Genomic DNA, 19,681 nt, shown 5'->3' with positions numbered 1-19,681 from the left:
ATGAAGTACGCCAACCTGTACCTGGATAAGCGCGTGCGCCCTCACTGGGATTCCGCCTCGCTCTCACAAAAAGCCTATCTGGCGCTTTTCATTCTATGGTTCAAAATCATGATGGCGCGCAATGGGGCGAAGCAGAAATACAAAAAACGTGCGTTCCTTCCGGTGGTACTCTGGGTCAGTGCCGTGGGATGTATTGTCCGGATCATCACCACGGATGTTGGCAGTTGGCACTCACTAGCCGCGCTGTTCCTGTCGTGCATGATGTTAAGCCTGATTGCATTCGCCACGCTCTGGACGCTGTTCACCGCTTTTATTGTTCTTTTCAATTACGCGCTCAGCTGGTGGGCAGATCAGGTTTATCCCACCAGCCATACCGAAGCCTTCACCACGGTTGCTTTGGTGGAAGACGATATCGCTCGCGCCGCTGCTCAGGCTTACATCATGGCGTTTAGCCACCGTACAGTCACCCAGGTTACGATCGCGTTATCCATGATGTTTGCGGCAGATCAGGAGACGAAAGCGCAATGAGTCACTATGCTGACCACATGATTGAACACAACCGACGTTTCGGCACGCATGATGGTGTGGAAGGTAGCTTCACCACGTACCTGCCTCACCAGCCTGAGTTCGCTTCGCCAGATAGCAACGATATGACGGAGGCGGAAATTGCCGCTTGCGTTGAGGCCTGGCTGAAGTGGTTACATTGGGAGGTCTATCCCGAAGTGCAGCTAAAACACCACAGCAAGCGTCCTGATTTTGTTGCCACTAAAGGTGCGTTAGTGCAGGTAATCGAGTGCAAAAAAGCGATTGGCTTACCGGTGCTGGAACAGGCCATGTCCTGGTTCTATCCATACCGCAGTAAAAAAGCAGGCCTTCCACATCTCATTTATGTGGCCTGTAAGAAGTCATCTGCCCGCCGTGACTTTCCGTTATTACTCATGCGTCAGTGGGGGATCGGCTTGCTGGAAGTTGAGAAGTCACCTTCACGAAAACTGCGTTATGACGGTGTCACCGAAAAGGTCAGTGAAGCCCATTACACCCTCAGGGTTCAACTCGAACCTCGCTTGGTCCCTGGATCTCGTCATCAAGGGAAGGTCTTGCGGGCTCAGCTTAACGCCGATATGCGGATCGCCGTTGCTGGTACCACAGGCACGGGGCAATTCATGACCGACTGGAAACGCACTATGATCCGCATTGAAACGTTGATGGGGGACGGTAAACAAAGGCATGTTGCTGAAATTGTTGACTGGTTAAATGTTAACGGTGGATATCACTGGGCGAGCCGGAGCAGTGCTATCAGCGGCATCAACACGTCTTTGACGCGTCAAGGCTACGAATGTGAAGCCTATGGTTTTGAAGGCCGAGGTCATCGTTGGAAATACGTCGAGGGTGTGACGAAAAAGGTTTTGAAAATTTCGTCAGCCGAATGACCCGTGGTTAACTTTACGCATACAAACAGAAACTACCGATGAGGGTATCTCATGAAATTTTGGCTGCTTACCATTGTCACGCTGCTGGTGCAATTTAGCTGGATCGGCATCTTTCCAGAGAGTTACCGTGAGTGGGCATATATTCCCTGGTGCGTGGCAGATTTTGGCATTGTGGCGGTATACTTTTTTCTTCCCCGTTCTGTGGACGTTTAATACTGAGCATCCCTCTTAATTTTTGTATTCTTCGTCCGGCTATCTGAGAGGTTTCTGTTTTGCTTACGTTCATTGCCGCATTGCTGTCCATTACTTGTTTGGTGTTTTTGGGGCTGTCTCTTATGCCTTATTTTTGCTGCCGTGCGGATGGCGCTGTCATGCTAAAGAGCGAAAAAGGATGGTCAGTTGTCTGCGGTTTGGTTGCGTTGCTATTAGGAACAGGGGCCTACAAGTTGGCTACTTGCGTCTTGATGATCGGTTAGTTCTTTTTTAAGGGGGTTATGGTGGTTTGGATTTGGGTAGGGCTGGGCGCGCTGTTCGGCATTATTGAGTTGTTCACCTCGACATTTTTTGGGTTATGGATGGCAATCGCGGCAATTATCCCTGCGGCCATCGTGCTGGTGGCACCTGGCATTGATTTGTTGTGGCAGATCGGCATCTGGTGCATCGCAACAGTGTGCTGCGCAATTCTCTGGGTGAAATACTCGCGTAACAAACCTACGCGTTACGTGGAAGAGCCGCTGATCGGTGAAGTAGGCCATCTGGCGTTTGCTTTGCCGGAAGGTGGGGAAAGTGTGATTTTGCTGTCCAAGCCGGTTCAGGGTAACCAGCAGTGGCCGTGCAAATCGCAAGAGGTGCTGCCACGCGATGCGCGCGTCAAGATCGTGAGTGTTGCTAGTGGTGTAGTTTTAGTCTCCGCAGTGACTGCGGAATAACGTGGATTGAATAGGAAAAAAACATGATTGGACTTATCGGGCTTGCTGTTGTTGTGGTCTTTCTCGGTATCACGTTGTACCAGTGCGTGCGCATCGTTCCGCAGGCTGATCAGTGGGTGGTGGAGCGTCTGGGTAAATACCACACGACGTTAAATCCCGGCCTGAACATCCTGATCCCATTTTTGGACAACATCGCCTACCGAATGTCGGCTAAAGATCAGATGATCGAAGTGAAGGGCATTGAAGCCATCACGAAAGACAACGCCATGACGCAGGTTAATGCGATTTGTTTTATTCGTGTCGCGGATCCGAAGAAAGCCGCCTACGGGGTTGATAATTTCAACACTGCCGTGCGCAACCTGGTTATGACCACGATCCGTAACGCCGTTGGCGGGATGGAGCTCGATGAGACGCTGACCAACCGCGACGAACTGGCTGCGCGCTTACGCCAAAGCATGGACGTGCAAATGGTGGATTGGGGCTTGAGCCTGCGTACTGTTGATATTCAGGACATTACGCCATCCGACTCAATGCTCAAGTCGATGGAGAAGCAGGCCGCTGCGGTTCGTGAGCGTAAAGCCACGGAAGAACTCGCTGCCGGTAATAAAAATGCAGCCATCATGGAAGCGCAAGGCAAGAAGGAAGCCATGATCCTGGATGCAGAAGCCAAGCAAGAGTCTGCTATCCGCGAAGCGACGGCGCTGGAAACGCTGGCAAATGGACAGTTCAAAGCCTCGTCCAAGCTGGCTGAAGCACTCAGCATTGAGGGTGGGCGTGAGGCCATGAGCTTCCAGTTGGCGAACAACTATATTCAGACGCTCTCTGACTTGGCGACCAGCCCTAACGCAAAAGTGGTGGCTATGCCTGCCGATCTGGCGCAAAGCGTTGGCGGTCTCATCAATGCCGGTTCCCTGATGTCGGTCGGTTCTGCTGTGTCCAAATAATCGCAATCGGCCATCGTTACGGTGGCCTTTTGTAAAATGAGAACCAGATCCGGGCTCTGAAAATTGGCAAAACGAAATCCATACTCTGGCTGTGAAAATGGCATAACCATATGAATAAATTAATTATTTTACCTCTGACGTTTTTTCTGGCAGGATGTTCGTCCTCGCTCGGGTTATTGTTGGATGAACGCTACCAAGCAGCCTATCAAGAGGTGGTTACGGATCCCAGCGCTGACAACATGACCCGTTATATGCAGCTGAGCAAAGAGGTCGCCGAGCGCGACATGCGCAAAGCAACAGAGGCTGCTGAATCAGCAACGCGTGAAAGCGATAAAGGCTTCACTGAATATTTCAAACAATACGGAAGCGAAAGCTTCAAACGACAAAAAAGATAAGGACTCCCTATGACTACACTAACCTCAACTGAATTCGCTGCTGGCGCACTGTGGGCTGCTAATATTCTGATGTCCACGACCCGCGATACCGCCAGTGCGGCGGAAATCTTATGTCGCATTCCAAACCTGCATTCCCTGGCAATGCAAACCGCCGAGAAAGATCTTGCTGCGTTGCGTGAATTTGTCCTCAACGAATTGCCTCTGGGCACAGATCACGGCTTTACTCGCATCGCATACGGTGCCGAAGGTGTCGGTAACGAAATCATTGAGCTTCCGGCGAGTGGGGATGTCGATGAGTTGGTTGCAGCGCCTGGCGATACACTGTTATGGGTGGTGTACGGTGTTAACGCTGACGGCGATAAGCATCCGCTCATTGCATCCATCGACAATCCCGATATTGCAGCAAAATATGCGACGGAATTGGCATCCCAACTAGCCTAACGATTGCGTCTCACCAGGGATTGCAATAAAGTGTGACTGATCCACTTTTAATGATAAAAAAGGTGTTTTACTTCGTTAGTCATAACGATCACCATGCCCGGTTTCCGGGCTTTTTTTTGCGTTTTCTTCCCCCGAGAATCTTTTTGGAAAAAGCACCCCATTTTGTCCACCTTAAAGGTTTGTCATCTGCCACTCATCCGTAAAATAAAGGTGGTAAGTCAATCAACCATCAATATCAAAAGGATAGTCGTATGGCGCAACGTGGCGTTAACAAAGTCATTATTGTCGGAAATCTCGGGCAAGACCCCGAAGTCCGAGCAATGCCAAACGGTGGCTCCGTTGCCACTATTTCCATCGCAACGTCTGAAACCTGGCGTGACAAGCAGACAGGTGAACAACGTGAGAAAACAGAGTGGCATCGCGTTGTCTTCTTTGGCAAATTAGCCGACGTTGTCGGTGAATACCTGCATAAAGGCTCACAAATCTATATCGAAGGACAACTCTCAACGCGTAAATGGCAAGACCAAAGCGGCGCGGATCGCCACACAACTGAAATCGTGGTCAATCCGGCCTCCGGTGGCACCATGCAAATGCTTGGTTCCGCACCCAATAACGGGCAGCAAAACTCGCGACAAGCCAACAGCCAGCAAAACAATGCATCCAGCAGCCAACAAGGCGGTTGGGGTGCTCCGCAACAAAGTTCTCAACAGCACAGCCAAGGCGGCTGGGGAGCACCCAATCACGATGATCCACCATTCTAACACCTGCTATCGTTCCGCCATGCAGCCTTAATGGCTGCATTAATGTTTCTATCTCTCGGAGTCTGACATGAACGAAATACAGGCATCATTGAATGCCATTCTCAATAACGGCAGTATCGGCCAGGCGCTCAGCTATGCAGGGATCGCGGTGGCTGGTTTCGCGGTTGCGTCATTATTGTTTCGTAGCTTGATGATGGTCATGCTGGGTGCGGTAGCGACATTTTATGTGTTTTTCCTGAATACACCTGAGACCGCACTGGATAAAGCCACTACCGCTTCCACGCAGTTGGTCACTCAGCTATCACAGGCAAGCGAATGTGCGGCCGCGAAGGTTGAACATATTCGCAACATTGGTGTGGTGATCCGTAACGGTGACGTGCTGACTATCGCCGAAGAATGTGGACTATTGCCTAAGTAACGCATTTCGTGAGCGGTAAACTCGGTGGTAGCATTCTTGTGTTACCACTTTTCACATGCAGATATCACTGATTAAGAACAAAATTCTGCCGTAAATCGGAGAGGCCAAAATTGAAAGCGTTCTTCAAAAAATTAATTTCTTCGTTTTCCTGGGGAAATAAAAACAACAACACGATGGATGCCAAGCAGCACCGCGATACCCTGTACCATATGCGTCATGGTCGCGCACCGGTGCATACACATCCCGCTGAAATGGAAAACCAGCATGATTGATCCCAAAATAACAAAAGCCTTAAACGAACTCGCAATGGGCGCACAGCACCACGAGCATACCCTCCTGTCTGAAAACAGTCATTTAATGGAGGTGTTTACCTATCTTACTCACTTGAAATCAACTTCAGATGGTATCTATTTAGGTGAGCAGCGGATCCCCTGGAGAGAGGCTTTACCAAGCTCGTTTGGTATCCCAAGTTTGGAGGCGACCAAACGAGAAGGGGAGCGCTTCTTGGCTTGCGTGAGTGAGACTTGGGCAACACGGTATAACGCCAAAGCCCAAGAAACGCTGGCAAAAAAAATCGCCGACAACAGCACGACTGAGAATGACAACCTTTATTTGCTAACAATGTTCTATGCGCTGCGTAGTCTGCTGGATAACCTTTTGCCGTTCATTGACTTACAAAACTACCAACAATTTGAGCCAGAAGGCGCATTGGCACTTAACGAAATCGTTAATGGATTTGAGGCCGTCACTAATGGTGTTATCACCACAGAAAAGGTGAAGGAAGATGTGTTCTGTGCAGGTGTTGAAAATGCCATTATGGCGTTGAATGAGCAAAAGCATATCCTTGCCAGTAAAGGGCAGGACACCAGTGGCATTGAGCAATCCATAGCGATTATCAGAGCATCACAGCGTGAGGATAGCCCGGCCATAACGCCAGGCCAGCGCATCAACTAGCCCTCAGGGCTCAATAGGTGGAGAAACGACATGAAAAACGGACAGTCTACGCACTCAATGACGACTAAAAAACTACGCCGGAAGCTGTCCGGATATGGTCTTCGTGGTCAATTACTGAACCAACGGGTTCGCGATATCGTGGCTGGGCCGCAAACTGGCCGCAATGGTGAGCGTGAGTATGCGTTTGGATGGCAGCGCGATCAAATGGACAGATACATGCGTCGGGCACTGATAGGGAAGGGTGATCGCGTAGAAGGTCAAACCGGTCCTGAAGGCCGAGTAATTACCCCGCAAGGTACTACCCATCCAGTTCGCCGCCGTAGTGTTATTTCCATTAGCCGTCGTTACTTGGGGTAACTTACATTAACACGAACGTTTCCTGAAATTATTGGTCATCTAATTATATCCGGCGGTTCTGTGCCTAAGGCGAATCTGTATAGGTTCAGAAACAACTCAATATAGCGATCAATTTACGACGACTATTTAATTAGTAATTTATAGATGTAGTTTTGAAAAATCATGGAATATATTAATTTATATACATGTTTATTTGATATAATTATCTGTATCACACAGCAACAATCGAGGGAGTTGTAAATGGCAGTACATAAAATATCTGAGCAATTTCATTGCGACCTGAATATCGACTGGCCTTGCCCCCGCTGCCATCAAAAGACTCTACAAATTATAAAAGATAGTTTTATCGTGGAAAAATCGGCCGAGACTCGCAAGTACGAAAACGAAGACTGGTTCGAGGTGGAAATGAACAGATTAGTATTCACCTGCATGGCTGAATGCACAAAACCACAGTGTAATGAAGTTGTGGCTTGCTCTGGTATTGGTGGTGCAAATACTTTCTGGGATACTGAATACGGAGAACATCAAAAAAAATGGTATCGCCCAAAATCATTCACACCAGCACTTCATCCTTTCAGGATACCTGAGCAATGTATGGAAGAGATAAGTAAACCTCTGACTGCTTCCTTCTATATTTACCTCAGCCAGCCAGGGTCCGCAGCTAATCTGATCAGAATTACCGTTGAAAGGATGCTTACGGCCATTGGCATTCCTGAGTTAAATAACAAAAGAAGAATCCCGCTTCATAATCGCATCAACGGTCTTGAAGGACAATATGTGTCCTATAAAGATTACCTGATGGCCATTAAATTCTTGGGCAATGCCGGTAGTCATACCTATGACGAAGTAGAAATTGGTGATATAGAAGTTGCATTCGAGATTATGGAATTTGTACTGAATGACCTTTTCTCTGCAAAGAAAGCGTCTATTGATGAACTCTCTAAGCATCTCCAAGAAAAGTTTGAAAAAAAGAAAATTGAATAGCTTCTTCTTTATAAATCACCACCCATTGTAAGTAATTTCTATCTTCTATTTTTCGCGGCAGATCGTGAAAGTTGGTTTTGTACTATTCACAAAACCTATAAGCTTTAGTTCGAGAAGATACAGCCGGGTTAGTATCCGGCATGATTGTTCCGGTTTTCTTTACTCTTCCTCTCGCTCTTTGCGGATGCTCTCAGCCAATTCAATTCCAGTTTCGCTTAACGTGTACGCGACTTTCAGCGTGCGTGGATCACGGTATTTAAGCAACAGCCTACGGTCCACCAGCGTGCGACATGAAATGCGCAGATTAGGGCGCTCAACCTCACGGGAGCGACCTTTGTTTAAGATCGTGAAAATGGCGGTGAAAGGAATGGGATTGCTGTTTCGGGCCCTGATCTTAAGCAACACGTACAGGACGTCTTGTTGTAACGATGAATTCCGATGTTGAGTGATGTTTTCCATGTTTGAGCCTATTCATATGCGATATGAATAAGCTATCGTTGGCCTGATTGTATGTCATCGTTTTTAGTCCTCGTTTTGTAGCCCTTTTCGGGGGAGCAGAAATCCTGTCCGTAGTAGGATCGAGTTACCCGTCGAGGTGAACATTAACAAGGTGAAAACATGTTTAAACGTATCCGTAGCGTACCATTACTGGCTGGGGCCATTGCCGCATTGTGCCTGACCAGTGCCTATGCCGAAATCCCTACCAATGCCAGTGGCCGACCCGTTGCCGGGAAGTCGGTGGCAGAATTCGAATCCTACAAAGCCAACTGCCCTGAGTGCTTACAGGTCGCTCAGGACATTATCAAAATGCGCACCCAGTATTGCCAGCAAGCCGGTAATTTGGATCAGACCATCTTGCAGGACCCGATCTATCCCTACCTCAACGGCATCCGCGTCATGCTTGCTAACCGTGGAGGCTACAACAGCCCCATGTACACCTCGGCACGCCAGGTATTCGAAGCTAACGTGAACTGTGAAAACAGCAGCGATTGGGTCGAACGCAGCCAAAAGGTTATAGAAAACACCTTTACCGGTCCTCAGTAATCCTGCCTGACCTTCAACCCGCTATACCGGCGGGTTTTCTTTGCCAAAATTTCGTGGGCAGCATCACCCACGTTACGCTACATGAAATCTTCCAGAAGGACACACCATGAAAGACCCATGCTTATTGAACCTACGGCAGTTGTTCATACAGGATTTGCAATCACGCTTAAACATCAATCACGCCACGGCCACTGAGCTAGTTGCCGCAGGCTTTGTTGATGATGATGACTCTGAGCGCATCGACCTGAACGTGGAATGGAATGCCTGGGTCCGCTGCCACCATGCGCGCCTGAAACAACCGGCATCGCAATTGCTGACACCCGAAACGCATTCTGCTATCGCCACGATGCGTGCGCTGGCTGACGAGTTTCGTGAGCACTTCGAAGAGCATGGCGAGCATCACCATACCGTCATCGCCCTGTATGACAGGGCAGACAGTGATTTCGGCTATGAGAATGTCACGCACCTAATTGCGGCGCTGGATCGTCTGGTGGAGCACATCAACCAGCCCGTCGATTTGTCTTCTGGCAGGGTCTATACCGCCCAGGTCGCGGGGGCAATCGCAGCCTATCGTCAAACCGTTATCGCCGCATTGGAAGCCGTGGGTAAACCCTGGAAAGCATAATGCTCGCGTAAATGCGTGTTCTTTAATTCAACATCAACAACCGGAGAGGTGCATCATGAACCTGAAGTCGTTATTGAACCAAACAGTAGAAACGCTGAAAGAAAAAGGGATCTGTGCTGACAATTTGCGAAAAGTTACGGCACCCTCCGAGCTCATCACTCAGCTGATCTCGGCGCTGGCTAACCTGTCCGGGGATTACAAGGGCAGCTATTCCCCGGCTTCTGACTATCAAGGCTTATTGCGTCAGTTCAATGCGCTCCAACAACTGAATGTCTCGTTCGGCAAGCAGCTGGCTATCTACCGCGAAAAAGCCAAGCAAACCGGTGACGGTCCAGCGGAAATCAAGCGCCTTCAAAATGAAGTCAACTCTGAGCGTGGGGCCAACGAGCAGCTGACCGTTGAAAACGAACGCCTTCGTGCTGAACGGCTGGAAGTGGATGCAGAAACAGAAAGGCTCAAGGCGTTGGTGCTGACACTTGGGGGTAACCCTGAGGTATGGGAAGGGAAAGCGCCATGACCGTTAACTCTGTGGCCGATCTGGCGGTCGCATTGGGTATTAATGAAGCTGAAGCAACGCAGTTTGCGGTTACAACCTGCAATTTGATGTTGCAGCACCCAGAATTGCTGGCCGGGGATATCCAGCATTTTGCGCAGCATGGAACCTGGCCGGAGATTACCGATAAGCCCCTGGTCAAAGGTGACCCCGGCACGGAAAGTGTGCTGATGGGAATGCGCGTCCTGATCTACAAATTGGGTAAGCACGAAGGGCCTAACGGTAAAGCCCGCCAGATGTACGACATGATGCGGCGGCTTGGTTATTTTACTATGACGGATTGTTTGCGTTAACTGCAATTTCTGGGGCGAACAGCCCCTTTTTTTTCATCCCCCATAAAACATAACTTATCCTAAATATTTTGCCGTTTAGCTATTCGTCAGCAGTTTGGGTCGGGGTAGTCTAATTATGACTACTTACTCAACTTTAGGGGCACGACATGACCACGACTCTGAATCAGCAAGCGGTACCGAAGAAGCGCACCTTTAAAGATCTGCCAGGCTTCGACATCTCTGCAACTGACATGCTGCGCATCATTGATGCCCCGTGCATGATCATCAAACGTGGTAACGTCCAGTTCAAGGTTTTGGAAATGCTGACCTTGACGCTGGTGGGTGACAACCTGAGCGCGCTCGGTGTTGACTACAATACTGGACAAGTGATCTCCCGTGGTGTGGTTCAAAAGTCAAACGGTGACATGGTCGCCTCTGTGCCAGCAACCCACATCAGCACCTTATTCCGTAATATGAAAGGCGAAGAAATCGTGAATGTGCGATGCGACCAAGAGCGCAATCGTCTCATCATTCGTACCGGCAAGAACGCCTACAACATCCCGCTGTGCATGGAAACCATCCCAGTCGTGGACGAGTCCGACCTGACGGCCAAATACAGCATAACATTCCCGGCAAACATGCTTAACCGTACCTTGCAACGTGTCATGCACTCTGCGGGCAAGAACGACGTGCGTCATTACATGAACGGTGTCTTCCTGAGCCTAGACAAGAATGCATTCAACGCAGTCGCCACCGATGGGCACCGGATGTCGGTTATGACTGAAGACGTCCTGTTTACGGATGAGTTACAGGACGATATCACAGCACCAGTCGCCCCCGCGTCTCTGTCTGGTACTTCATCCGGGGTTATTCTGCCTATAGAGGTGTGTCCTATTCTCATGAAGTTGCTGGCCGCAAACAAAGGCAGCTTCCGGATGGACTACAGCGAAAGCTACCTGACCTTTAACCTGGGTGATGTCACCGTTATCTCGAATCTGTTGAGCGGCAATTATCCCGATTGGCGTCGTGTGGCGGGTGTTGTTAAGCACAACACGGAGAAGTTCAGCATTAATGCCTTGATGCTTCGCGACGCATTAAGCCGCGCGCTGCCGCTCATCAATGCAGGCGCAGTCAATAAAAATGCGAACAGTACCGGCCTATTCGTATTCAAAAACAATGCGCTGATGATTAAGTCCCCAAACCAGAACCTTATCGAGTGCAAGGAAGTGCTGGAGATTGAAAAGGTGGCCGGAGAGCTGGAAGACAAGATTGAAATCGGTTTGAACTGCGAATACCTGCTGCGTTCGCTGAACAGTTTAATCGCGCATTCCGGTGAAGAAACTGACATCACTTTCGCCCTGAAAGATACTGTCACTGGGCTGGAAATTGGATTCGGTGATGACTGTTGCGACATCATCATGCCGGTACGTTTTTAATAATTCATTGTAACTGTCTGTTTTGTTGACCAAAGGCAATGGAGTGCCGAGCGTGCTCCGTCGATGATACCTCCCACTGAAAAACATCGACAAATTGCCCGCCTTTTCAAAGGGAATACGACACGTCAACAGGTATTATGGATTCACTTTCCCTGCACAGTAATGCTTGGTTTCGGCTGAAAATTTCTGTGCTCCACCAGCAATATCGAACATAAGGATTTTACGTGGAACTGAAACAATACCATGAAGAAGCCCTGCGCACCGAATCGGTGATCCCGCACGTCAGCGGCGTAAGTGCGCCTCACCTTTATCTGCTGCTGTCAGCGGCTCACTCGTTGGGTGAAATGTTGGATCAGTTTAAAAAAGGTATTTTTTACCGTAAGCCGATCGATATTAATCGCTTTAAAAAAGGCCTGGCCGACCTGCAAGACCTGGTGGGCACGCTTTCGCCTGAGTCCATCACCGCAGAAGAGCTGCACGATGATACCAAAACCATGCTGATGAACGGTTATGACGGTCAAACGCACAATATCGGACTGGCGTCCTTGGACGCTATCGACACGCGCATTCTGCACGCCTCGCTGGGCGTGTTCACTGAATCCGCTGAAATCTGTAAAGCGTTGGTGAACACGATTGAAGGTCAACCTCTGGATCTGGTGAACCTGTCTGAAGAGTTCGGCGATCTGAGCTGGTATGGCCTGGGCATTTTCCCGTCTGCCTCCGGAATCCATTATGGCCGTATTCTGGAAACCAATATCGTCAAGCTGGCCGTCCGCTACCCGGAAAAGTTTGAAGCGTTCCTGGCCCACGATGATAACCGTAATCTCGTGGAAGAGCGCAAGGCATTGGCAAACGGCATCAAGTAAGCCTTATCCATTCATGCGGGCAACGTGGGGTTGTCCGCTTTCTATGGTGCAATTATGAATACTGTTCTGAAGTGGGTTGGGGGTAAGCAGGGTGTCATGGCTCAGCTGAAGTTGGCACTGCCAAAGGGTACCCGCCTGATCGAGCCTTTCTGTGGTTCGGGTGCGGTGATGATGAACACAGCGTATTCAAGCTACGTGCTGGCCGACATCAACGCCGACGTCATCAACACCTACGACACCATCCGTAACGCGGCTGAAAACGTCATTGCTGCACTGACTGAGCTCTACGAAACGTGCCGTACTCGCGAACACTACGACGCGATCCGTAAAGAATTTAATGCCCGCACCGCTGACTCTGTCCGCATGGCTGCGATGTTCATTTACATGAACCGACACGGATATCGCGGCCTATGCCGATACAACAAGCGTAAAGGGGAATTTAACGTTCCCTGGGGGGATTACCGCAAACCGTACCTGCCTGAGAAAGAGATCCGCTACATGGCAGACCGCCTTGTGCATGCGGATTTGCTGTGTGCAGGCTTTGAAGAAACGCTGAAGCTGGCGGGTGAGGGCGATGTGGTCTACTGCGATCCGCCTTATGTCAATCCTGGTAAGTTTACGGGTTATCACGCCAGTGGTTTCACTGAAGCTCAGCAACGCGCGCTGGTGGACATTCTGAATACCCTGCCAGAGAAAGGGGTGCATGTAGTGGCCTCCAGCCACGATGCTGAAAACATCCGCCAGATGTATACCGGCTTTACGGTTAAGGGCTTCTCTGCTCCGCGTAGCGTGTACAACGGGACTGGTGAAGGGAAGCAGGCGAAAGAAATCATCGCTATCCGTCAAGCGGTCTCTTCAGGCAAGACCTCAGCATGACCGTGCCGGTGTTTGAAGTTCTACCGCTGAAGGATCCGCTAACTGAGCGATTCTGCGACGAGATTGCCGTCATTCACCGCTATGACCCAGCTGAAGCCAGTCGCCAGTACCTGGAATTTATCAAAGAGAACAATGTGGTGTATTGGGTGCAATTGGCTATTCGCGACCGCATCCAGTACCTGTCAAAACAAAAATCAAAGGGCAAGCCCCTTCTGATTAAAAATCATAGTGAGGGAGCTATGCCTCTTTTTCGTCCTAAAAGTGTCGTGGTGTACCGCATCACCCGACAAATTGACTTCAGTAACATTGAAGAGCAGATGAAGGCCTTTACGTTTAAACCCTGCGGCCCTCAAGACATGGCGCGCACCGGATGGATCAGCCCTCTTGGGGAAGAGTACGAAGAGCTGACTCACCAGGCAAATGGTCTCATCCTGCTGACGCAGCGTAACGAAAGCAAAATTATTCCTCCGGCTACGGTGAAAGAGCTCGTTCGCCAGCGCGTAACCAAGCTGGAAAAAGAGCAGAGTCGTCGCCTGAAGCGAACAGAAATTTCAGCCATTAACGATCTGGTGTTGGGGGAGTTGCTGCCTAAAGCCCTAAGTAAGTACGCCAACATGAACATGTGGATTGACCCAAAATCCCGTCTGATCATTGTGGACACCACCAGCTTTAAAAGGGCAGAAGACGCGACGGCTCTTCTGCGTAAGACGCTTGGTTCGCTGCCAATTATTCCGTTCACGCTGGAAACGCCAGTTGAGCTCAAGCTAACGGAATGGGTACGCTCTTCCGAGCTACCTCCTGGCCTGGCATTGTGCGACGAAGCGACACTTGAGGCCATTTTGGAAGACGGTGGCGTGGTGACAACCAAACGCCAAGATTTAGTTTGCGATGAAATTGCCAATCACATCGAAGCGGGCAAGTTAGTCACTAAGCTTTCGATGAACTGGATGGAGCAACTCAACTTCGTCATTAACGATAGCTTTGTCATTTCCCGATTGAACTTTGCCGACGCGCTGATTGAGCAGAACGACGATATCGATCGCGAAGATGAAGTGCAGCGGTTTGATGCGGACTTCGTTTTGTTTACCGGCGTCATTATGGAACTGTTGGATCAGTTAATTGCAGCTTTCGGCGGGGAAGCGAAATCATCTTCTGAGAGCAAAGAGGAAGGTGGGGACGCGACTGATAATGGCGGTCAGGGTGACGACGAGTAACGCGTAACCATAGCGGGTATGAATTAGGTAACCAAAAGCGAGGGTTTGGCTTAATGCTTCGTTGGACTGAAGAGCAGCAACGCGAATATGAGCAACGAATGGGGCGAAGCGCGGGGGGCAAATCAGCACCGAAAAATGACACTCAGCCTGTCACCCCCCTCCAACCAGCCATTGAGTCAGCACCTGCTGAGCTGACGGCAAAGCAACGTACCCAAGCGCTGGGGCGGTTACGAACGGGCACGATGAATAAAACCGAAGCACGCTACGCCGAACACCTGAAATGGCGTATGCATGCTGGTGAAGTCGCCTGGTTTAAGTTTGAATCCATCAAACTACGACTTGCTGACAAAACAACGTATACAGCGGACTTCTTCGTCATGCTGACCTCGGGTGATCTGGAGGTGCATGAAGTGAAGGGGCATTGGGAAGAGGATGCGCGAGTCAAAATAAAGCTTGCCGCTGAACTCTATCCCTTCCGTTTTCTGGCCGTGAAATGGCTCAAAGATGAGGGGGAGTGGAACTTTGAAGACTTCTCCCCGTGGTACAACAAGGAAAATCCATGAGCGTGACTGACAGCCTGGTAAAGCAATTTTTTGACACCTGGTTCTTATCAACGGAGCGCAAAAAGCGTAATGACGATACTTGGCGTCCCCCAGTTGAGGGGCAAGATGATCCTACGCTATATCACGTTCGTAGAGATGCAGCCTATGAAGCTTGGTTTGCCCGCAGCGATTACCCGTTGTTGAGTGCCAAAGCTATGACAATGCACGATGAGATGTACCGCTATTTGCATAACGTTCGCAAAGCGCGTGAAGCTGAAATTAACAAAGAGCGGCCGCCTGCGGTACTGCGGGATTTGGGCGTTTCTTCACTCAGGGACCTGGCAGACTATCTGATCCGTAACGATATTGCGGGCAGGCTGGTATAACAGGGGTAACTCACCAAGACAGGCACGGGGGTGCGTCATGTCTTTCAAGATGATTGGATTGGCCGTATTTATTGCGGGTGTATTGGGGCTGGCCTACTTACTGTTTTATTCTGGGAAACCGGTGAAAAAATCAAACGGCGAAAAGGTAGCGCGGAAGCCGACTCTCGACGAATTGTTTCCCATTGATGAAGAAACAGGGGAGAAAATTTATCAAAGGGAAGAGCACGATGGTGTGATAACCAGTGATAATGAACTGACTCCGGCCATTTATGTTGGGTACAAGCGGCATAAATTTATTCTCCCACGCGATGCCAGCAATCTATACTCGCGCCTGATTGAAATATTTGCCGATCAGTATGCTGTAGCACCTCAGGTCAGAGTGACTGACATCATTCAGGCAGAAGAAAAGGATATTGACAACCAGAGTCTGGACGTCAAAAGTGCCATGCAGTTTATGTCCCGAATGAACTTTAACTTTGTCCTCAGCGACATACACAGCGGTGAAATTGTGCTGGTGATGCTGACTGAAGAACGACTGGCCGACTCCGGTAACAGTGCGTTTCTGATTGGCCTGCTCAGCCACCTGAATATCCCGTTATATCGTTACGAGCGCCTGGCCGATATCAGCGATAACGATCTGGCGATTGATATTGCAGAGACGATCTCTGGCGGTCAATTCGAGTAAACAAAATGAAAGCCCGACATCGTTCGGGCTTTGTCGATTCTTAACAGCTGTTATGATGAATTTGTGAGATCACTTACAGGGGGCAAAATGTCTCATTCCAACGGGTATTGGACAGGTGATTTGTATGCGGGCTCTACGGTGTTCATCAGGCGCCAGGATGGTCACCTTTCAAAATGCAAGGTCATCAACGTTGCCAATCACTGGTTCAATGTCGCTGGCATTTCTTCTTCCTTTGATAAATTCACGGCGACCAGCCAGGAAGGCGTTGTTGCGCTACCTGATGCATATGATGTTCGGGAGCGTTATAGCATTCAGCAGCAGCGGGATTATCTGGCGCGTCTGGATATCTCGGCGCTTTCATCTCTCCAGATCAATCATCTTTATGCGGGCTTGCATCTCGCTAAACGTGCTGGTGGAGGTGCATTGCCAGGGATGCCGATCGCTGAAACCCCAGAAGGGATACGCAGCTATATACAGGAAATGAACCTGAGCACCTTGAGTGAAATTCAGGTTATGTATATGTTAACTGGCTTAAAAATTGCCACGAAAAATTAAATAGAGGTTTTTATGTCTACTACTGAGCGGTCTCCAAAAAAGGCTCCGCGCCGTAAAAAAAGCACACGCAAAAAGCAAAAACACTGGTCTTACACCATAACGTCCAGGGAATACCTGATTGCTTTTCTTTTAGTGTTACTGGTGGCCGTATTATCCGTGATTTATTACTGGCGTTCGACAACCTTGGTCACTACCTGGGATGTTGGTGCGGTTACCCAGCCGGGTATTCGATCCTCTGACGAAACCGGCGCTGACTGGAAAACGGATTTCCAAACCACGAAAGGGCAATTTACCGTTCATCTACAAATTTTCCCTAATCCTGGGCTGCCACTTGAGTTGCGCCAGTACCATCGTGGAAATTACAAGCTTTGCTACTTGATGGGGGATTACGAATATCAGACTGGAAATGCTCTGTGCTTTGACATTCCGACAAGCGATGGCCTAGCCATCAGCAGCAAATTGTAGATCTTGAAAATTCGGTCGGCGGACTAGAGCAAAGTAAAATCGGCATAACCTACATTCCTGAGGAAGTGAAAATGAGCCAACCATCAATAGGGCAACGCATTCATACCCAATTACCACCAAGCTCGGTTGAGGGGGCTATTCAGGCGCTTGAGAATACGGCTTTACTATCAGGTTCTGACGTGTTGTCGGTGAGTATCATGCGCAACACGATTTACGCGAAGCTGGAAGAATACAGCGATGTGCTATCCATTTCGCCGGAGCGGGTTCTTCAGTCTCTGGAGGACATTCGAGGTCATGAGTCGCCTGTACAGTTCTACAGCGAACAGCGCCTGCCGGAAATTTGCGATGCTTACACCTGGCCGACCGCTGAAGAATTTCGCAAGTGCCTCAATGAAGGCGGTTCAGCCCCAACGTACCTTTGCCCAAACTGCAATCAGGAGTCAGACCACGAAAGTAAATGCACCGCGCAAATCACAGATCGGCACGGTGTAAAGAAAAATTGCGGCTGGATTTTAAACCCGACCTCGGATATTCTACGTAATAGTATAAAAATACTCATTCAAGCTGAGTTTTTGAACAATCTCCAGATCCATCATCTGTTTCGCCCTAAGGGAGTCGCTCTCCCACAGCGGGTTTGTTTTGATGAGTTTGGTGAAGACCTTGAAGATGACGGTTGTTGAGAGATAAGAAAGTAGTACCTCATTTAATAGATGCCTCGTTTAGGACGGGGCTTTTTTTTTGCCTTTCTCCCTTCGTCAGCGGTTAGACCCACCGGATAATAATTCTATTTTCCAGTGAGGTACCCATGATCAATTTAGCAATCTACGAGCCCAATCGCGCAGCTGAGTTTCAACCAATACTTCCTCTGTATCAAGCTGAGGATAGTAATCATGCTGGCCTAACCCCACACGAGGGGTTTCGTATGTTCAACGCACTTACGCAGCTTCTCGCTGAATACCGTGATGCACGTAGCGAAATTGACTCATTACACCTCGCCGTTATGGGCAAGCGCCATAGTCAGGCATTTCACTATTTCACTGACGGATGCAACAATTCGATAGGGACAACACTGGCCGTTGATTGCCTGTTTGATCTCCAGCGCGCCACCTGTTCACTTGACGAGTCCTTCTGGCAAAAGGTGCTTGACCTTACAGGCGTGCGTAATTTTATGCCCACTGCGCGTAAAGACGAGTGGTACAACACACTTCGGCAGTGGCGCAAAGCTTCTCCCGATCGACTTGCCACGGTGCGGCCCGTCGCCTTCACGGAAGAGAACGTATTCGCCACGGCTAAAAGCCTAACGACCGAGAAAAAAGATTATTTCGCAGAAATGGTCGAAGGCGTATTCAAAAATCTGTCAGTGTTTCACAAAACCAACAAAGCACAGGGATTTAGTCCGAAGATGGTGATCACCAACTGCCTACCATGTCGTGACTACAAGCGAGGTTATGACAATATGGATTACCTCAGCGACCTACGTAAAATTATCGGCCTAATGCAAGGCCGTCCCGGCGCAGAGATCGTCAATAAATGGGCGCTAGAGCAATCCCTCAGTAACAATACGGGGGAGTGGATATCGGTAGACGGTGGCGCGCTGACCTGCAAAGGCTTCCTGAATGGCAATGTACATATTCAGGTATCAGAGGCTGTGTGCGATGACCTCAATACAGTATTGGCTTACCGGATGCCAGGCCTCATCCCTCAGTTCAAAGAGCGAGGGAAAAGTAGCAAAGCGACGCGCAACACGCAGTACACGGGCGATTTAATTGACTACCGGATTGCATTCCCAACCTGCACTGAACTCGCTGAAATGGCGCGCAACAACCAACATAGCGCGAAGCAATATGGTGCGGGACCATTTACTATCGTGATGCCTCGGAGATACCATTACGCTGAACTGGTGAAACAGGAGCTTGATAGCATCTTCCGTATCCTGGGCGCGGTAGAGGTTAAGCCAGAGGTCTACGAATTTGAATTCTGGCCGATGGAAGCGTTTAAAGCGATCGCCATCAGTGGCACCTTACCTGACCAAAAAACACACCAGTTCTACCCGACAACCGGCGACCTCCAAAAAGCGGCGATGGACGAATGTGACCCGAGTGAGGGCGATACCTTGCTTGAACCTAGCATCGGTTTTGGTGCGCTTCTGCGTAACTTGCCTGAGGGGGTCAAAGTGACGGGAGTCGAGACAAATCATGTTGCAGCCATCTGTTCACGCTTGCGTTGGGATACTCACCAGCAAGATTTCCTTACCACTACGGTAAAACAACTCGGTCAGTACGATCGCGTGTTAATGAACCCGCCATACTCAGACGGTCGCTGGAAGCATCACCTACAGCATGCTCGTCAATTCGTGAAACCTGGCGGCCGTATCGTTGCAGTTCTTCCCGGCAGTGCGACAGAAGAGAGTGTGCAATCTCTAATGAACGATGATTGTAGTGTCCACCAATGCGGACAATATGAAAACGCCTTTGATAAGACAAGCGTTAACGTTAAACTATTCGTCATTGATTTTTATTAATATTCTTGCCGTAGCATACTCGATATGC

General features: G+C 49.4%; 29 protein-coding genes. 28 read left to right on the top strand and 1 reads right to left on the bottom strand.

Annotated elements, in window-relative coordinates; genetic code table 11:
- The 13 genes from P3L40_RS22945 to P3L40_RS22885 all read left to right on the top strand — a co-directional run bounded on the left by P3L40_RS22945 (position 1) and on the right by P3L40_RS22885 (position 7,613).
- Positions 1-528 (top strand): hypothetical protein, encoded by a 528-nt coding sequence (locus P3L40_RS22945; protein WP_094962283.1) that lies wholly within the window; start codon positions 1-3, stop codon positions 526-528.
- A complete protein-coding gene (locus P3L40_RS22940; protein ID WP_131680308.1) occupies positions 525-1,430 on the top strand; it encodes a hypothetical protein in 906 nt (301 codons plus the stop codon). Before P3L40_RS22945 ends, P3L40_RS22940 begins: the two co-directional genes overlap by 4 nt.
- Before the next feature lie 51 nt (positions 1,431-1,481).
- Positions 1,482-1,643: a hypothetical protein gene (locus tag P3L40_RS22935; protein WP_163768278.1), complete on the top strand. Its 162-nt coding sequence runs from the start codon at positions 1,482-1,484 to the stop codon at positions 1,641-1,643.
- Between the two features lie 281 nt (positions 1,644-1,924).
- Positions 1,925-2,359 (top strand): NfeD family protein, encoded by a 435-nt coding sequence (locus P3L40_RS22930; RefSeq protein ID WP_094962281.1) that lies wholly within the window; start codon positions 1,925-1,927, stop codon positions 2,357-2,359.
- Between the two features lie 23 nt (positions 2,360-2,382).
- Complete coding sequence (locus tag P3L40_RS22925) at positions 2,383-3,303, top strand: SPFH domain-containing protein (RefSeq protein ID WP_131680309.1); 921 nt, start codon at positions 2,383-2,385, stop codon at positions 3,301-3,303.
- Positions 3,304-3,413: 110 nt separating this feature from the next.
- Entirely contained in the window at positions 3,414-3,698 is a 285-nt protein-coding gene (locus P3L40_RS22920; protein WP_136135301.1) for a hypothetical protein, read from the top strand.
- 9 nt (positions 3,699-3,707) lie between these two features.
- Positions 3,708-4,139, top strand: a complete 432-nt coding sequence (locus P3L40_RS22915; RefSeq protein WP_131680311.1) for a hypothetical protein — start codon at positions 3,708-3,710, stop codon at positions 4,137-4,139.
- Positions 4,140-4,390: 251 nt separating this feature from the next.
- Entirely contained in the window at positions 4,391-4,900 is a 510-nt protein-coding gene (ssb, locus tag P3L40_RS22910) for a single-stranded DNA-binding protein (RefSeq protein ID WP_131680312.1), read from the top strand.
- Between the two features lie 67 nt (positions 4,901-4,967).
- Entirely contained in the window at positions 4,968-5,318 is a 351-nt protein-coding gene (locus P3L40_RS22905) for a hypothetical protein (protein WP_094962276.1), read from the top strand.
- A gap of 110 nt (positions 5,319-5,428) precedes the next feature.
- Complete coding sequence (locus tag P3L40_RS22900) at positions 5,429-5,590, top strand: hypothetical protein (RefSeq protein WP_163768281.1); 162 nt, start codon at positions 5,429-5,431, stop codon at positions 5,588-5,590.
- A complete protein-coding gene (locus P3L40_RS22895) occupies positions 5,583-6,272 on the top strand; it encodes a hypothetical protein (protein WP_163768283.1) in 690 nt (229 codons plus the stop codon). Before P3L40_RS22900 ends, P3L40_RS22895 begins: the two co-directional genes overlap by 8 nt.
- A 30-nt stretch (positions 6,273-6,302) precedes the next feature.
- Complete coding sequence (locus P3L40_RS22890; protein WP_131680315.1) at positions 6,303-6,629, top strand: hypothetical protein; 327 nt, start codon at positions 6,303-6,305, stop codon at positions 6,627-6,629.
- Positions 6,630-6,869: 240 nt separating this feature from the next.
- Positions 6,870-7,613: a DUF4145 domain-containing protein gene (locus tag P3L40_RS22885; protein ID WP_131680316.1), complete on the top strand. Its 744-nt coding sequence runs from the start codon at positions 6,870-6,872 to the stop codon at positions 7,611-7,613.
- A gap of 159 nt (positions 7,614-7,772) precedes the next feature.
- On the opposite strand, the gene P3L40_RS22880 is transcribed toward P3L40_RS22885, so the two are convergent.
- Positions 7,773-8,072: a chromosome segregation protein ParM gene (locus P3L40_RS22880; RefSeq protein ID WP_131680317.1), complete on the bottom strand. Its 300-nt coding sequence runs from the start codon at positions 8,070-8,072 to the stop codon at positions 7,773-7,775.
- 159 nt (positions 8,073-8,231) lie between these two features.
- Here P3L40_RS22880 and P3L40_RS22875 point away from each other — a divergent pair, with 159 nt between their 5' ends.
- The 15 genes from P3L40_RS22875 (at position 8,232) to P3L40_RS22805 (ending at position 19,653) form a co-directional block, all read left to right on the top strand.
- Complete coding sequence (locus P3L40_RS22875) at positions 8,232-8,657, top strand: hypothetical protein (RefSeq protein WP_131680318.1); 426 nt, start codon at positions 8,232-8,234, stop codon at positions 8,655-8,657.
- Positions 8,658-8,763: 106 nt separating this feature from the next.
- The gene (locus tag P3L40_RS22870) at positions 8,764-9,282 is read left to right on the top strand and encodes a hypothetical protein (protein ID WP_131680319.1); all 519 of its coding nucleotides are present in this window, start codon (positions 8,764-8,766) and stop codon (positions 9,280-9,282) included.
- Positions 9,283-9,337: 55 nt separating this feature from the next.
- Positions 9,338-9,799, top strand: a complete 462-nt coding sequence (locus P3L40_RS22865) for a hypothetical protein (RefSeq protein ID WP_131680320.1) — start codon at positions 9,338-9,340, stop codon at positions 9,797-9,799.
- Positions 9,796-10,128, top strand: coding sequence for a hypothetical protein (locus P3L40_RS22860; protein WP_131680321.1), 333 nt, complete (start codon positions 9,796-9,798; stop codon positions 10,126-10,128). Before P3L40_RS22865 ends, P3L40_RS22860 begins: the two co-directional genes overlap by 4 nt.
- A 146-nt stretch (positions 10,129-10,274) precedes the next feature.
- The gene (locus P3L40_RS22855) at positions 10,275-11,543 is read left to right on the top strand and encodes a DNA polymerase III subunit beta (RefSeq protein ID WP_239509701.1); all 1,269 of its coding nucleotides are present in this window, start codon (positions 10,275-10,277) and stop codon (positions 11,541-11,543) included.
- A 224-nt stretch (positions 11,544-11,767) separates the two neighbouring features.
- A complete protein-coding gene (locus P3L40_RS22850) occupies positions 11,768-12,409 on the top strand; it encodes a nucleoside triphosphate pyrophosphohydrolase family protein (protein WP_094962267.1) in 642 nt (213 codons plus the stop codon).
- A 54-nt stretch (positions 12,410-12,463) separates the two neighbouring features.
- Positions 12,464-13,285, top strand: a complete 822-nt coding sequence (locus P3L40_RS22845; RefSeq protein WP_094962266.1) for a DNA adenine methylase — start codon at positions 12,464-12,466, stop codon at positions 13,283-13,285.
- 239 nt (positions 13,286-13,524) lie between these two features.
- Positions 13,525-14,499 (top strand): recombination-associated protein RdgC, encoded by a 975-nt coding sequence (gene rdgC, locus P3L40_RS22840; RefSeq protein ID WP_136135304.1) that lies wholly within the window; start codon positions 13,525-13,527, stop codon positions 14,497-14,499.
- Between the two features lie 242 nt (positions 14,500-14,741).
- Positions 14,742-15,062, top strand: a complete 321-nt coding sequence (locus P3L40_RS22835; RefSeq protein ID WP_131680431.1) for a DUF1064 domain-containing protein — start codon at positions 14,742-14,744, stop codon at positions 15,060-15,062.
- Entirely contained in the window at positions 15,059-15,427 is a 369-nt protein-coding gene (locus tag P3L40_RS22830) for a hypothetical protein (RefSeq protein ID WP_094962265.1), read from the top strand. Before P3L40_RS22835 ends, P3L40_RS22830 begins: the two co-directional genes overlap by 4 nt.
- A gap of 37 nt (positions 15,428-15,464) precedes the next feature.
- Positions 15,465-16,112, top strand: a complete 648-nt coding sequence (locus tag P3L40_RS22825; protein WP_131680322.1) for a DUF2726 domain-containing protein — start codon at positions 15,465-15,467, stop codon at positions 16,110-16,112.
- 87 nt (positions 16,113-16,199) lie between these two features.
- Entirely contained in the window at positions 16,200-16,667 is a 468-nt protein-coding gene (locus P3L40_RS22820) for a hypothetical protein (RefSeq protein WP_094962263.1), read from the top strand.
- Positions 16,668-16,808: 141 nt separating this feature from the next.
- Positions 16,809-17,132: a hypothetical protein gene (locus P3L40_RS22815; RefSeq protein WP_163768288.1), complete on the top strand. Its 324-nt coding sequence runs from the start codon at positions 16,809-16,811 to the stop codon at positions 17,130-17,132.
- A 71-nt stretch (positions 17,133-17,203) separates the two neighbouring features.
- Complete coding sequence (locus P3L40_RS22810; protein ID WP_131680324.1) at positions 17,204-17,812, top strand: hypothetical protein; 609 nt, start codon at positions 17,204-17,206, stop codon at positions 17,810-17,812.
- Between the two features lie 242 nt (positions 17,813-18,054).
- Complete coding sequence (locus tag P3L40_RS22805; protein WP_163768291.1) at positions 18,055-19,653, top strand: class I SAM-dependent methyltransferase; 1,599 nt, start codon at positions 18,055-18,057, stop codon at positions 19,651-19,653.
- Positions 19,654-19,681: the final 28 nt, after the last annotated feature.

This window comes from Providencia sp. PROV040, from assembly GCF_032706145.1.
Taxonomy (GTDB): domain Bacteria; phylum Pseudomonadota; class Gammaproteobacteria; order Enterobacterales; family Enterobacteriaceae; genus Providencia; species Providencia hangzhouensis.
The sequence above is the reverse complement of the archived record's forward strand: the minus strand, read 5'-3'. Positions and strand labels throughout refer to the sequence as shown.